This window comes from Escherichia sp. MOD1-EC6819 (assembly GCF_002965765.1).
Lineage (GTDB): Bacteria > Pseudomonadota > Gammaproteobacteria > Enterobacterales > Enterobacteriaceae > Escherichia > Escherichia ruysiae.
In genome coordinates, this window is the sequence record NZ_PTRG01000003.1 from 228,218 (window position 1) to 243,127 (window position 14,910).

Below are 14,910 nucleotides of genomic sequence, written 5' to 3' on the forward strand. Positions count from 1 at the left end.
GCATCCGGCATTCGGTGCGCAATGCCTGATGCGACGCTGACGCGTCTTATCAGGCCTACAAAATCAATCGCTTTTCAGCAGCACTTCTTCCAGCCACTGGCGCAACTCGACAGGCGCGGCTTTCAGACTGTTAGATCCACGAGTAATGGTCGCAATGCCCGCGCCGAGTTCGTTTTTTAACTCACGCTGGCTCATTTCACCGCGCAACAACTCTTCTACGATACGCACGCGAGTCCCCAACGCTTCGCGCTCATCCGGCGTCAGCATCAGGTTTAGCAACGGTAAATGGAGATCGTTTTCGTAGGCATTCTTAAGCAGGTCAACAAAACGTAACCACTCCTGGTGACGCTGTTCTGCCATCGCTGCTGAATAGGGTGATTGTTGAGCCATAGTGTGTCGCCATTGTTAGCGGGGGAAGCCTGATGCCTCCCCCGGTTGTACTCGCAAAAGAGTACGATAGCATATCATAAACGGGCGGTTCAGTAACGACGCCCCCATTCTGTGGCGCTCAAAAGCGTCGGTTTATCGCCCATGAAATAGCGATAGTACGCGTCATAAGCCAGCACGTTCTTCACATAACCGCGCGTCTCGGAGAACGGGATACTCTCGACAAACGCCACCGCGTCGATACGTCCGGCGCTGTTGCCAAGCCAGGTACGCACTCTCCCTGGTCCCGCGTTATAGGCTGCCGATGAGAAAATACGGTTATTACCAAACTGCTGATAAACATATTGCAGGTAACTGGTGCCAATGTTGATGTTCGTTTCCGGATCAAGCAATTGTCCTGGGCTGCTGTAACCTGGAATTGAGAACATCTTCACCGTATGGGTCGCTGTGCCAGGCATAATCTGCATCAGGCCGCTGGCGCCTACCGGCGACTTCACTTTCGGATTCCAGGCGCTCTCCTGGCGGGCAATCGCCATTGCATAGCTTTGCGGGATATCTTTGCCATTGGTGTAGCGTTTGAAAAGATCGTTGTAGGCCAGCGGGAATCGCTCTTCCAGATGATCCCACAGCTTCCCGGCGATCGTTGCCTGAACGCTAAGATCCCACCATTGGTTATTGAAAGCATATCGCGCCAGTTGAGCCTGCTCTGCTTTTGACTTGCTCTTCACAAGATTGGCCCACTCGCTACGCGCGGTATTATCGAGATTCCAGTACATCAACTCGCGCACGCGCGCCATCTCCGACCCCTGAGTCAGGGCGCTGTCAACATTCTGCGGCGCTTTATCAATCTTCAGCTCATACTCTTCGCCGATCCGCTGTGCAGCAACCATCGGGTAGAAACCACGCTGTTGCATGAGTTGATGCAAAATCTCTTTTGCTTCCGCTTCACGACCGCGTTCCAGCAGTAAATCCGCCTGCCAGTAACGCCATTCATCTTTCTCTTTCGCTTCCATCGGCAAGCGTGCCAGCCAGGTATTCAGGCCAGAACGGTCGCCAGTGCCAAGCGCCATCCGCACGCGTCGTTCAATTAACGACGTGGATTGCGAACGCATAATGGCGTCATCGCGCCATTTCGCCTGCTCGTCGGTGACGTCGTTGCCCATCAGACGCCAGGCGACGATATCGCGTAGCTCCTGAATCTGATCTTCATTAAGCTGCTGCGCCTGGGCAAGTGACGGGATCATCAGCCGTGCGTTTTCTGCATCCTGGCGCGCCACGCTGGCAAACGCCACCGCTGCCATCTGGCGGGTAAAATCAGTCGCTCCGGTAGTACGCGCGAAGGTCAGCACTGTATTAGGATCGTTCGCCAGCGAAATAATCGCCGAGGCGATAGTTTGATAATCGGCAGGCATCTGCCCTGCGAGTACCGTCACCAGCCCGGTATTGCCCGCTTTCATCGCCAGGCGGATACGCTCTAAATAAGCCAGTGGTTCTTGCTTACCGGACGCGCGCCAGACGCTAAACAACTTATCGCAAGCGTTAGGCTGACTCTTTCCGGTTAGCCAAAGTTCTTTCGCCCCCTGCCAGGCTTCTTCGCTCTGCCCGATATTCCATTTCGCATAGTAATAATTACATTGCGCTTCGGTAGTCCCTGGTTTTTCCGGGCTAAAAGCTAACAGACCACGCCAGTCTTCACGCCGCGCCAGTTCATTGACGAAGCGAGATTGTAGCGTGCGAGCGGGAGGAAGCGTGGGGTTAGCGCGAACAAAGTTAGTGACCTTGACCGCCGGTTGATTCATCAGGTCATCGGTAATCTGGCGGTATTCCAGGTAGGGATAAAGCGGATAATCCTTCAGTCCAGGCATCATTTGTTCGACCACATCCATTTGTCGATTATCCCAGGCCTGCTTGATTTGCGCGTAACGGCTACGCTGCTCATCCAGTGAGTCGGCTCGCGCCACGCTGCTGACCGTCAGCAGACAGACACCGGCAGCCAACAGCCGCCAGGTAACTTGTTTGGCTTTTTCCACAAGCGCATCCTCTAAGTGTAAATACATCAATGCAGCGTCATGCCGCCTAATAGATTTATGCTAACCAGTCATTGCCGTTTGTGCCACGTTATGGACACTTTTTTACTTTTACTGCGAGGGTGATCGACCGGCTGGGATTAGATAAGGAAACAGGCTACACTTCGCCTTTGAAAACTCATCATCACGATAAACATAGAGGCGAAGTCCAACGTGGCTCAATTCGTTTATACCATGCATCGTGTCGGCAAAGTTGTTCCGCCGAAACGTCATATTTTGAAAAACATCTCTCTGAGTTTCTTCCCTGGGGCAAAAATCGGCGTCCTGGGTCTGAACGGCGCCGGTAAATCTACCCTGCTGCGCATTATGGCGGGCATCGATAAAGACATCGAAGGCGAAGCGCGTCCGCAGCCGGATATCAAGATTGGTTATCTGCCGCAGGAACCGCAGCTGAACCCGGAACACACTGTGCGTGAGTCCATTGAAGAGGCGGTTTCTGAAGTGGTTAACGCCCTGAAACGTCTGGATGAAGTGTATGCGTTATACGCCGATCCGGATGCCGATTTTGACAAGCTGGCCGCTGAACAAGGCCGTCTGGAAGAGATCATTCAGGCTCACGACGGTCATAACCTGAACGTGCAACTGGAACGTGCAGCAGATGCGCTGCGTCTGCCGGACTGGGAGGCGAAAATCGCTAACCTCTCCGGTGGTGAGCGTCGTCGCGTGGCGTTGTGCCGCCTGCTGCTGGAAAAACCAGACATGCTGCTGCTCGACGAACCAACTAACCACCTGGATGCCGAATCCGTAGCGTGGCTGGAACGCTTCCTGCACGACTTCGAAGGCACCGTTGTGGCGATTACCCACGACCGTTACTTCCTCGATAACGTTGCGGGCTGGATCCTCGAACTTGACCGTGGCGAAGGTATTCCGTGGGAAGGTAACTACTCCTCCTGGCTGGAGCAGAAAGATCAGCGTCTGGCGCAGGAAGCTTCGCAAGAAGCAGCACGTCGTAAGTCGATTGAAAAAGAGCTGGAGTGGGTACGTCAGGGGACTAAAGGCCGTCAGTCGAAAGGTAAAGCACGTCTGGCGCGCTTTGAAGAGCTGAACAACACCGAATACCAGAAACGTAACGAAACCAACGAACTGTTTATTCCACCTGGACCGCGTCTGGGCGATAAAGTGTTGGAAGTCAGCAACCTGCGTAAATCCTACGGCGATCGCCTGCTGATTGACTCCCTGAGCTTCTCGATCCCGAAAGGGGCAATCGTCGGGATCATCGGGCCGAACGGTGCGGGTAAATCGACCCTGTTCCGTATGATCTCTGGTCAGGAACAGCCGGACAGCGGCACCATCACTTTAGGTGAAACGGTGAAACTGGCGTCTGTTGATCAGTTCCGTGACTCAATGGATAACAGCAAAACCGTTTGGGAAGAAGTTTCCGGCGGACTGGATATCATGAAGATCGGTAACACCGAGATGCCGAGCCGTGCCTACGTAGGCCGCTTTAACTTTAAAGGGGTTGATCAGGGTAAACGCGTTGGCGAACTTTCCGGTGGTGAGCGCGGTCGTCTGCATCTGGCGAAGCTGCTGCAGGTTGGCGGCAACATGCTGCTGCTCGACGAACCGACCAACGATCTGGATATCGAAACCCTGCGTGCGCTGGAAAACGCCCTGCTGGAGTTCCCGGGCTGCGCGATGGTTATCTCGCACGACCGTTGGTTCCTCGACCGTATCGCGACGCACATTCTGGATTACCAGGATGAAGGTAAAGTCGAGTTCTTCGAAGGTAACTTTACCGAGTACGAAGAGTACAAGAAACGCACGCTGGGCGCAGACGCGCTGGAGCCGAAGCGTATCAAGTACAAGCGTATTGCGAAGTAATGCGTAAAATGCCGGATGCGGCGTGAACGCCTTATCCGGCCTACAAGCCCAGCGATTTCAATAGGTTGCAAAACAGTAGGCCTGATAAGACGCGTCAGCGTCGCATCAGGCATTGGGTCTTAACCCTGCTCCCCCATCATCTCCCGCACCAGCTCCACGCAGCGCAGGAAACGGCTGTCGTAATCGTCCTCTTCAACCCGCACAAATTCGATATTGTTCTCTTCCAGCATTTCCACCAGCAGATTCTGGAACTCTTTACGATCCACCGAACTACCGAGGCTGCGTAAACCATCCGCCACCCACGGCGTGTTATTCTCCAGCAGGATCACCAGATCGAAACGGTATTCATCAATCAGCGCCTGCACAAACGGATGTTCGCGTCCTTCGTACTTTTTGCAGAACGCTTGGGTGGTCACGAAATCGGTGTCGATAAACGCCACTTTATTGGCATATTTAACTGCAAAATCAATATATTGTGCGTGACCCAGCGCGATTTTATCGTAGTCGGAATACTGCAACGCAATCTCATCTCCGCCAAGGTGTGAAAAGACATAATCACGACCAAACTCCCACGCACTGGTGGTGTTGAAGATGTTGGCGAGTTTATTTACCAGGGTAGATTTACCGCTCGACTCGCCGCCGAGGATCGCCACGGTGCGCACAAAGAACGGCTTCACTTCGGTAGGAATATATTCCCAGTAGCGGAACGGGTTTTCGCGGATCTGCGCACCGCTGATACTCATAAAGGTACGTTTCGGATCGATAAGCACCGTTTCGATCCCCAGATGCTCCAGGTACTGTGGTGCGTCGGTCTCTTCCGAGGTGTAGATCAAATCCGGCTGAATGCCTTTTTCAGCCATAAACTTTTTGATGCCGTTGCTCCACACATCCCAACCGTGCGGATACGGCTCCATGCCCTCTTCGTTGAAGGCATGAATGCGGATATTTTTCTGATATTTAAAGGTTTGCAATAACCAGCGCAGACGATCCGGCACCGTTGGCTGCTGCGACATGGCGCTGTCTTCAAATAACGCGCGGTCGCGAGTATCGTCAAAGCCCATAATGATATGCAGCTCGTCAACCTGGCTACAGGCGCGCTGGATAAGGTAGATATGTCCGGTATGCAGCGGGTAGAACTTACCGAATACCACACCAATGGTTTTCTTCTGTCGGGGAAACTCAAGCCCCAAAAAACGGTGCAACGCCTCCAGCTTTTGCGCGCTGGGGCTTTTAATTTTGGCATTCAGTAACTGGCTTAAATACCCTTTGGTCATACCGCTGGCATCAGCCACCTGCTGTAACGTGCAGCCCTGTTGCTTGATGGCAGTTTTCAGGTAATCAAATGACGACATATCTCCCTCCGTATCTCTCATTATAAGTCGTCGAACACGCTAAGCGCGTCGGAGAGTTTTTTAACGCCAAAAATCTGCATCCCTTCCGGCGCTTTTTTCGGCACGTTGGCTGCCGGAACAATCGCCCGGCGGAAACCGTGTTTCGCCGCTTCAGAGATTCGTTCCTGACCGCTGGGCACCGGGCGGATCTCCCCTGCCAGCCCCACTTCGCCAAACACCACCAGATCCTGCGGCAGCGGTCTGTCACGCAGGCTGGAAACCATCGCCAGCAGTAACGCTAAGTCGGCGCTGGTTTCCGTCACCTTCACGCCGCCGACCACGTTCACAAAGACATCCTGATCAGCCATTTGCAGACCGCCGTGACGGTGCAGCACCGCCAGCAGGATCGCCAGACGGTTTTGTTCCAGCCCGACCGCCACGCGGCGCGGATTCGCCATCATCGAATGATCGACCAGCGCCTGAATCTCCACCAGCAGCGGGCGCGTCCCTTCCCATACCACCATCACTGAACTGCCAGAGGTCACTTCATCGCCACGGCTTAAGAAGATTGCCGAAGGATTGCTGACTTCACGCAGTCCCTGTTCGGTCATCGCGAATACACCCAGCTCATTCACCGCGCCGAAGCGGTTTTTATGGCTGCGTAAGGTGCGAAAACGGGAGTCGGCGTCGCCGTCCAACAGCACCGAACAGTCAATACAGTGTTCCAGCACTTTCGGACCAGCCAGCGAGCCATCTTTGGTTACATGCCCGACCATGACAATCGCCACACCGCGCGTTTTGGCGAAACGCGTCAGATAAGCCGCCGTTTCACGCACCTGCGCCACGCTGCCTGGCGATGACTGAACATCCGCCATATGCATCACCTGGATCGAGTCAATTACCATCAGCTTCGGTTGCTCTTCTTCGGCAATCAGGCAGATCTGCTCGATGCTGGTTTCCGACAACATATTGAGATTGTCAGTCGGCAGGCCGAGACGATGAGCGCGCATTGCCACCTGTTGCAGCGACTCTTCGCCAGTGACATACAGCGTTTTCATCTGCTGCGCCAGTTTGCACAGCGTTTGCAGCAGCAGCGTGGATTTACCGGCACCAGGGTTACCGCCAATCAGAATGGCGCTTCCCGGCACCACCCCGCCGCCTAATACGCGGTCGAACTCTTTAAATCCGGTAGAAAAACGCGGCAATTCCTCAAGGCTGATATCGGAGAGTTTCTGGACTTTCGCCACTCCGGCGCTACCGGCATAGCCACTGAGACGCTCGTTACGCGCCACCGTTGGCGACGCAGCAAGACGCACCTCGGTGATGGTGTTCCAGGCATGACAGGCGCTGCACTGCCCTTGCCAGCGCGGATAATCTGCCCCGCATTCATTACAAACAAAGGCGCGTTTTGGAGCTTTTGCCACGGTGTACCTCGTTAATGCTGTGCCGCCCGCAGGATGACGGGCGTGCAATTACTTCTGATTCAGGCTGCCGGAGAGGATGCAGAACACCCCCATCAGGTCAGCGTGACGGATGGTGACTTCCGTCTTTTCATTCACTTTTGGCTTGGCATGGTAGGCAATCCCCAGCCCTGCCGCTTTGATCATCGGCAGGTCGTTGGCACCATCGCCAATCGCCACGGTCTGCGCCAGCGGGATTTCATACTCCTGTGCCAGTCGGGTCAGGGTATTAGCTTTGTACTGCGCGTCTACGATGTCGCCGATCACATTGCCGGTAAATTTACCGTCCATGATCTCCAGTTCATTAGCTACCACGGCGGTCAGGCGCAGCTTGTCGCGCAGGTATTCGGCAAAGAAGGTGAAGCCGCCGGAGGCAATCGCCACTTTCCAGCCCAGCGTTTCCAGTTTGAGTACCAGCTGCGTTAAGCCTGGCATCAGCGGCAGATTTTCACGTACCTGAAGCAAAATGTTCGCGTCAGCGCCTTTCAGCGTCGCCACGCGACTGCGCAGGCTGGCGGTAAAATCAAGTTCTCCACGCATCGCCCGTTCGGTTACTTCCGCCACCATCTCGCCCGTTCCGGCCAGTTTGGCAATTTCATCAATACATTCAATCTGGATAGCGGTGGAGTCCATGTCCATCACCAGCAAACCCGGCGTGCGCAGGTGCGGAATTTTCCCCAGCGGCGCGACATCCAGCTGCGCTTCGTGGGCCAGGCGTGTAGCCCGTGCGGTGAGTGAACCTGCCAGACGAATCACCTGATAATCTTCCACGCACCAGGCGGCAACAATCACCATCGCCGCACCCAGTTTGCTCTGGTATTGGGTCAGACGTTGTTTATCCAGCCCACGACCATACAGCAGCCAGCCGCTACGACCTGCGTGGTAATCCAGTGGCATCACTTCATCACCACTTAATGAAAGAGGCAGACCCGGCCATAAAGAGACATCTTCAGGCAGGTCGCACCAGGTAATGTTAGGCATTAAGGCTCCTGTAAAATCGTTCGAAGCAGGGAAAATAACGCATGAGGCTACCTTGTATCCATTGCTTCTGGCAACATTAAGTCTCAAATTTTCAAAGGGTGGAAGATGGCTCGCACAAAACTGAAATTCCGGCTGCATCGGGCAGTGATTGTCCTGTTCTGCCTCGCCTTGTTAGTGGCGCTGATGCAGGGGGCGTCATGGTTTAGTCAAAACCACCAGCGACAGCGTAATCCACAGCTGGAAGAACTGGCCCGTACCCTGGCGCGTCAGGTGACGCTGAACGTTGCACCGCTGATGCGTACCGACTCACCGGATGAAAAACGCATTCAGGCGATCCTCGATCAGTTAACGGATGAAAGCCGCATCCTCGACGCGGGTGTGTATGACGAACAAGGCGATCTTATCGCACGTTCTGGCGAAAGCGTCGAAGTGCGCGACCGGCTGGCGCTCGACGGTAAAAAAGCAGGCGGCTATTTTAACCAGCAGATTGTCGAGCCAATTGCGGGTAAAAACGGCCCGCTCGGCTATCTGCGCCTGACACTCGACACCCATACGCTCGCCACCGAAGCCCAACAGGTGGATAACACCACTAACATTTTACGCCTGATGTTGCTGCTCTCACTGGCAATCGGCGTAGTGCTGACCCGCACGTTGTTGCAGGGTAAGCGCACCCGCTGGCAGCAATCTCCCTTCCTGTTAACCGCCAGCAAACCGGTGCCGGAAGAGGAAGAAGGCGAGAAAAAAGAGTGACCCATTACTACAAGAAAGGAAATCGTTATGTCCACATTACGCCTGCTCATCTCTGACTCTTACGACCCGTGGTTTAACCTGGCGGTGGAGGAATGTATTTTTCGCCAGATGCCCGCCACGCAGCGCGTTCTGTTTCTCTGGCGCAATGCCGACACCGTGGTGATTGGTCGTGCACAGAACCCGTGGAAAGAGTGTAATACCCGGCGGATGGAAGAAGATAACGTCCGACTGGCGCGGCGCAGTAGCGGTGGCGGCGCGGTGTTCCACGATCTCGGCAATACCTGTTTTACCTTTATGGCTGGCAAGCCGGAGTACGATAAAACCATCTCCACATCAATTGTGCTCAATGCGCTGAACGCGCTCGGCGTCAGCGCCGAAGCGTCTGGACGTAACGATCTGGTGGTGAAAACCGCCGAAGGCGACCGCAAAGTCTCAGGCTCGGCCTATCGCGAAACCAAAGATCGTGGCTTCCACCACGGCACCTTGCTGCTTAATGCCGACCTTAGCCGCCTGGCAAACTATCTCAATCCGGATAAAAAGAAACTGGCGGCGAAAGGCATTACCTCAGTGCGTTCCCGCGTGACCAACCTCACCGAGCTGCTGCCGGGGATCACCCATGAGCAGGTTTGCGAGGCCATAACCGAGGCCTTTTTCGCCCATTATGGCGAGCGCGTGGAAGCGGAAATCATCTCCCCGGACAAAACGCCAGACTTGCCGAACTTCGCCGAAACCTTTGCCCGTCAGAGTAGCTGGGAGTGGAACTTCGGTCAGGCTCCGGCGTTCTCGCATCTGCTGGATGAACGCTTTACCTGGGGCGGCGTAGAACTGCATTTCGACGTTGAAAAAGGCCATATCACCCGCGCCCAGGTGTTTACCGACAGCCTCAACCCCGCGCCGCTGGAAGCCCTCGCCGGGCGACTGCAAGGCTGCCTGTACCGCGCGGATATGCTGCAACAAGAGTGCGAAGCTCTGTTGGTCGACTTCCCTGAACAGGAAAAAGAGCTACGGGAATTGTCAGCGTGGATGGCTGGGGCTGTGCGGTAACTTGCTGAGTAAAATACCAAAGGAAGCGAATATGAACGATATGGAAAAGCAGAAACGGGAGATTATCAACTTAATGTTCAGCCAGCGTATTTCCTGGCTAGCCGCTGTGCGTATCATGCATAAATTATCGCTTGCTGAATTAAGTAAAATGTTAGGTATCTCGATTAACTCTCTAAAACGGATAGAAAAGACGGAGCGGCTTAGCTCAAACATCAAAAACAAAATGGCAGGAATTTATGGTTGTCCACCAGAGTTGCTGATATGCCCTTCATGGATGACGGCTGAACATACATGAATAGATACTTGAATGGATTTTATTTTCTATCCACATGAAAAATAATAGTAAATCTATAAATCAGTCGCTATTAATGAATAGATACTAAAAAGCCGGAGCAGTCTCCCGCTCCGGCTTAACACGACAATCGCCTTTCAGCGAAAAACAATTACTCTTTATCGCCCAGCAGAACGGATTCCAGTGCGATTTTGATCATGTCGTTAAAGGTGGTCTGACGCTCTTCAGCAGTGGTCTGCTCGTGAGTGCGGATGTGGTCAGACACGGTGCAAATAGCCAGGGCTTTCGCGCCAAATTCTGCTGCTACGCCGTAGATACCAGCCGCTTCCATTTCTACGCCAAGGATGCCGTATTTTTCCATCACGTCGAACATTTCGCCGTCCGGAGAGTAGAACAGGTCAGCGGAGAACAGGTTACCAACGCGCGCATCCACGCCCAGAGCTTTAGCCGCGTCTACCGCGTTACGCACCATGTCAAAGTCAGCGATAGCGGCAAAGTCATGGTCTTTAAAACGGATGCGGTTAACTTTGGAATCGGTGCAGGCACCCATACCGATAACGACGTCGCGCAGTTTTACGTGTGGCAGAACAGCGCCACAGGAGCCTACGCGGATAATTTTCTTCACGCCGAAATCGGTGATCAGTTCTTTGGTGTAGATGGAGCAGGACGGGATACCCATACCGTGACCCATTACGGAAATTTTGCGGCCTTTGTAAGTACCGGTGAAGCCCAGCATACCGCGAACGTTGTTCACTTCACGGGCATCTTCAAGGAAAGTTTCAGCAATATACTTCGCACGCAGCGGGTCGCCTGGCATCAAAACTACGTCAGCGAAATCGCCCATTTCTGCATTAATGTGTGGGGTAGCCATTGTTTTATCCTTATCAACATGTTTTCACCCTCTCCCTGTGGGAGAGGGCCGGGGTGAGGGCATCAAGCCGCACCCATTATCAGAACATGGCTTTGCCATATTCCATATCAGAAGTACCAAAATATTTTGCCAGAGTCTGGCCGATATCCGCGAAGGTTTCACGGTGACCCAATGAACCCGGTTTTACTTTCGGGCCGTAAACCAGTACCGGAATGTGTTCACGCGTGTGGTCAGTACCGGTCCAGGTCGGATCACAACCGTGGTCAGCAGTGAGGATCAGGATGTCGTCATCGCGCAGCAAAGACATCAGCTCCGGCAGACGGCGGTCGAACAGTTCCAGACCCGCAGCATAACCTGCGACGTCGCGACGGTGACCCCAGGAAGAGTCGAAGTCAACAAAGTTAGTGAAGACGATGGTGTTATCACCCGCTTCTTTCATCTCTTTGATGGTGGCGTCAAACAGCGCGTCCAGGCCGGTCGCTTTCACTTTCTTGGTGATACCGCAGTTGGCGTAGATGTCTGCAATTTTACCGACAGAAACCACCTGACCGTGTTTTTCATCAACCAGTTTCTGCAGCACGGTTGGTGCTGGCGGCTCAACAGCCAGATCGTGACGGTTGCCGGTACGCTGGAAGTTACCGGCTTTGTCGCCGATAAACGGACGGGCGATAACGCGACCGATGTTGTAGCCGCCGTTGGTCAGCTCTTCACGGGCGATTTCGCACAGTTCGTAAAGTTTATCCAGGCCAAAGGTTTCTTCATGGCAGGCAATCTGGAACACGGAGTCAGCGGAGGTATAGAAAATCGGCTTGCCGGTTTTCATGTGCTCTTCGCCCAGTTGATCCAGGATGACCGTACCGGAAGAGTGGCAGTTACCCAGGTAACCCGGCAGATTAGCGCGTTCGACCAGTTTATCCAGCAGTTCTTGCGGGAAGCTGTTTTCATGATCGGAGAAGTATCCCCACTCAAACAGAACCGGTACACCGGCGATTTCCCAGTGACCAGACGGGGTATCTTTACCGGATGACATTTCGTGCGCCCATGCGTACGCGCCGATAACTTCAGCGTTGCCGTCCATTCCTGCCGGAATGAAACCGGTAGAACCTTCGTGTGCTTTCGCCAGCCCCAGACGGGTCAGATTTGGCAGATTCAGTGGCCCTTTACGACCATTATCAGCTTCGCCTTTAGCACAAGCTTCTGCGATATGACCCAGGGTGTCAGCCCCGACGTCACCAAAGCGTTCTGCATCTTCTGTAGCGCCGATGCCGAATGAGTCCAGCACCATAATAAATGCACGTTTCATATGTTCTCCGTACTCAGTGCTTCAAATTTAAATGATCAGATCAGTATACAATTATTCACTGATACGACGATAGACGGTTGGTGTGCTTTCTGGTGCTTTATCGGCAAGTTTAATTGCCGCTTTCACCGCTTTCGCCGCTTCCTGCCAGCTGTTTTCGTCTTTCGCGTGGACAACTGCCAGCGGACGCTGACCGTCTACCTGGTCGCCCAGACGCGCCATATCAGTAAAGCCGACGCTGTAATCGATGGTGTCAGATGCCTGACGGCGACCGCCGCCCATTGCAACCACTGCCATCCCCAGCGCGCGGGTATCCATTTCACTGACAAAACCTTCGGTATCAGCATAGACTGCTTTCGTCAGCATCGCTGTCGGCAGATACTTCGCGTAGTTCTCAACGAAGTCGGTTGGGCCTTTTTGTGCCGCCACCATACGACCAAAGACTTCTGCCGCTTTACCGTTGTCCAGCACCGCCTGCAATTTCGCGCGCGCTTCAGCGTCATCTTTCGCCAGTTTGCCGGAGATAAGCATCTCCACGCACAGTGCCATTGTGACATCAAACAGACGCGGGTTACGGTATTCACCAGTCAGGAACTGCACCGCTTCACGCACTTCAACCGCGTTACCGGCACTGGAGGCCAACACCTGATTCATGTCGGTGAGCAGCGCAGTGGTGCGCACGCCAGCGCCATTTGCCACGCCAACAATCGCTTCGGCAAGGGCTTCAGAGAGTTCGTAGGTCGGCATAAACGCGCCGCTACCGACTTTCACGTCCATCACCAACGCATCCAGCCCTTCCGCCAGTTTCTTAGCCAGAATAGAGGCAGTGATCAGCGGGATGGAGTCCACGGTTGCGGTGATATCACGGGTTGCGTAGAAACGTTTATCCGCCGGAGCCAGTGAGCTGGTCTGGCCGATAATCGCCACGCCGACGTCTTTAATAATTTCGCGGAAACGGTTGTCATCCGGGAAGATATCGAAACCAGGGATTGATTCCAGTTTGTCGAGCGTACCGCCAGTATGACCGAGGCCGCGACCGGAGATCATTGGAATGTAACCACCGCAGGCAGCGACCATTGGCCCTAACATCAGCGAAGTCACATCGCCGACGCCGCCGGTGGAGTGTTTATCAACAATCGGGCCATTCAGATGCAGGCTTTTCCAGTCGAGAACGGTTCCTGAATCTCGCATCGCCATCGTCAGCGAGACACGCTCCGGCATTGTCATATCGTGGAAGAAAATGGTCATCGCGAGGGCGGCAATTTGCCCTTCGGAGATAGTATTGTCGCGAATGCCGTTGATAAAGAAACGAATTTCTTCATCGCTCAGCGCATGACCATCACGTTTTTTACGAATAATTTCTTGTGCGAGAAACAAGGTAACCTCCCGTGGAATAAGTTTGAAGGCGTTGTTGCCAGATGGCGGATGTTGTTATTGCCTGATGCTGACCGCTTCTTATCATGCCTACACGGCACTCGCCCCGTAGGCCGGATAAGGCGTTCGCGCCGCATCCGGCATCACTGCTGACAGCCTGATGCAACGCTGACGCGTCTTATCAGGCCTACAGGGGCACCCGACCCGTAGCATCCGGCATCCGCCCTCTGGCAAAAGGCAGCTTAGTAGCTGCTGGCGCTCTTACCGTCGCCGTGGCCCAGAGCTTTCAGCAGGCTTGCCAGCAGGCTGGAAGCGCCAAAGCGATAGTGGCGTGCATCTGCCCAGTCAGCACCGAACAGTTCATCTGCAATCGCGAGATATTTCTGAGCATCTTCCGCAGTACGCACGCCACCCGCCGGTTTGAAACCAACGGTTTTTTCTACGCCCATGTCGCGGATGACTTCCATCATGATGCGCGCGCTTTCAGGCGTCGCATTCACCGCGACTTTACCGGTAGAGGTTTTGATAAAGTCAGCGCCCGCTTTGATGGAGATTTCAGATGCTTTGCGGATCAGGGCTTCGTCTTTCAGTTCACCGGTTTCGATGATCACTTTCAGCAGCACATTCGCCGCTGCACAAGCCTCTTTACAGGCTTTCACCAGGTCAAAACCAACCTGCTCGTTACCCGCCATCAGCGCACGGTACGGGAACACCACGTCAACTTCATCGGCACCGTAGGCGATTGCCGCACGGGTTTCTGCCAGTGCGATGTCAATGTCATCGTTACCGTGTGGGAAGTTAGTTACCGTAGCAATACGGATTTCCGGGGTGCCCTGCTCTTTCAGAGTCTTGCGAGCAATCGGGATAAAGCGAGGATAGATACAGATAGCGGCGGTATTGCCGACCGGAGTTTTAGCCTGATGACACAGGGCGATCACTTTCTCGTCAGTGTCGTCGTCATTCAGAGTGGTCAGGTCCATCAATTTCAGTGCACGCAGGCTGCTTGCTTTCAGATCAGTCATTTCATTCTCCTGGCTTGTCGCCAATAAAATTCACCTTGCGAGTTTGTTAGTATTCTAACATCGACTCCGCAACACACTTCGATATACATCACAATTAAGAAAATCTACTTACAAATTTGCATTATGGTAATGCGATCTGGATCAAATAATTCACTTTCAAATGAATGCGCCAGTGGTGGCAAACGCATCA

The 14,910-nt window shown here is 53.8% G+C and carries 13 protein-coding genes; 4 read left to right on the top strand and 9 right to left on the bottom strand.

Annotated elements, in window-relative coordinates:
• Positions 1–63 precede the first annotated feature (63 nt).
• Positions 64–390 carry a trp operon repressor gene (gene trpR / locus A7Z06_RS04955; protein ID WP_000068670.1) on the bottom strand — a complete coding sequence of 109 codons (327 nt, stop codon included), beginning with the start codon at positions 388–390 and terminating at the stop codon, positions 64–66.
• An 89-nt stretch (positions 391–479) separates the two neighbouring features.
• The gene (gene sltY, locus A7Z06_RS04960; protein WP_000409436.1) at positions 480–2,417 is read right to left on the bottom strand and encodes a murein transglycosylase; all 1,938 of its coding nucleotides are present in this window, start codon (positions 2,415–2,417) and stop codon (positions 480–482) included.
• 210 nt (positions 2,418–2,627) lie between these two features.
• On the opposite strand from sltY, the gene ettA reads away from it, so the two are divergent.
• Positions 2,628–4,295 carry an energy-dependent translational throttle protein EttA gene (gene ettA / locus A7Z06_RS04970; RefSeq protein WP_000046760.1) on the top strand — a complete coding sequence of 556 codons (1,668 nt, stop codon included), beginning with the start codon at positions 2,628–2,630 and terminating at the stop codon, positions 4,293–4,295.
• A 119-nt stretch (positions 4,296–4,414) separates the two neighbouring features.
• On the opposite strand, the gene nadR is transcribed toward ettA, so the two are convergent.
• The 3 genes from nadR to serB are packed head-to-tail and all read right to left on the bottom strand — an operon-like array spanning position 4,415 to position 8,067.
• A complete protein-coding gene (gene nadR, locus A7Z06_RS04975) occupies positions 4,415–5,647 on the bottom strand; it encodes a multifunctional transcriptional regulator/nicotinamide-nucleotide adenylyltransferase/ribosylnicotinamide kinase NadR (protein WP_000093819.1) in 1,233 nt (410 codons plus the stop codon).
• A 20-nt stretch (positions 5,648–5,667) separates the two neighbouring features.
• A complete protein-coding gene (radA, locus tag A7Z06_RS04980) occupies positions 5,668–7,050 on the bottom strand; it encodes a DNA repair protein RadA (protein ID WP_001029698.1) in 1,383 nt (460 codons plus the stop codon).
• A 48-nt stretch (positions 7,051–7,098) separates the two neighbouring features.
• Positions 7,099–8,067, bottom strand: coding sequence for a phosphoserine phosphatase (gene serB, locus A7Z06_RS04985; protein ID WP_001132952.1), 969 nt, complete (start codon positions 8,065–8,067; stop codon positions 7,099–7,101).
• A 105-nt stretch (positions 8,068–8,172) separates the two neighbouring features.
• Between serB and A7Z06_RS04990 the strand changes: the two genes are divergently transcribed.
• The 3 genes from A7Z06_RS04990 to A7Z06_RS05000 are packed head-to-tail and all read left to right on the top strand — an operon-like array spanning position 8,173 to position 10,156.
• Positions 8,173–8,817, top strand: a complete 645-nt coding sequence (locus tag A7Z06_RS04990; RefSeq protein ID WP_000124613.1) for a YtjB family periplasmic protein — start codon at positions 8,173–8,175, stop codon at positions 8,815–8,817.
• 27 nt (positions 8,818–8,844) lie between these two features.
• Positions 8,845–9,861: a lipoate--protein ligase LplA gene (gene lplA / locus A7Z06_RS04995; protein WP_000105850.1), complete on the top strand. Its 1,017-nt coding sequence runs from the start codon at positions 8,845–8,847 to the stop codon at positions 9,859–9,861.
• 31 nt (positions 9,862–9,892) lie between these two features.
• A complete protein-coding gene (locus A7Z06_RS05000) occupies positions 9,893–10,156 on the top strand; it encodes a helix-turn-helix domain-containing protein (protein ID WP_000999212.1) in 264 nt (87 codons plus the stop codon).
• 148 nt (positions 10,157–10,304) lie between these two features.
• Here A7Z06_RS05000 and deoD read toward each other — a convergent pair whose 3' ends face one another.
• The 4 genes from deoD to deoC all read right to left on the bottom strand — a co-directional run bounded on the left by deoD (position 10,305) and on the right by deoC (position 14,720).
• Entirely contained in the window at positions 10,305–11,024 is a 720-nt protein-coding gene (gene deoD, locus A7Z06_RS05005) for a purine-nucleoside phosphorylase (protein ID WP_000224878.1), read from the bottom strand.
• Between the two features lie 79 nt (positions 11,025–11,103).
• A complete protein-coding gene (deoB, locus tag A7Z06_RS05010) occupies positions 11,104–12,327 on the bottom strand; it encodes a phosphopentomutase (RefSeq protein WP_000816471.1) in 1,224 nt (407 codons plus the stop codon).
• Between the two features lie 51 nt (positions 12,328–12,378).
• Positions 12,379–13,701 carry a thymidine phosphorylase gene (deoA, locus tag A7Z06_RS05015; RefSeq protein WP_000477816.1) on the bottom strand — a complete coding sequence of 441 codons (1,323 nt, stop codon included), beginning with the start codon at positions 13,699–13,701 and terminating at the stop codon, positions 12,379–12,381.
• Positions 13,702–13,940: 239 nt separating this feature from the next.
• On the bottom strand, positions 13,941–14,720 hold the full coding sequence (deoC, locus tag A7Z06_RS05020; protein WP_001298497.1) for a deoxyribose-phosphate aldolase: 780 nt from the start codon (positions 14,718–14,720) through the stop codon (positions 13,941–13,943).
• Positions 14,721–14,910: the final 190 nt, after the last annotated feature.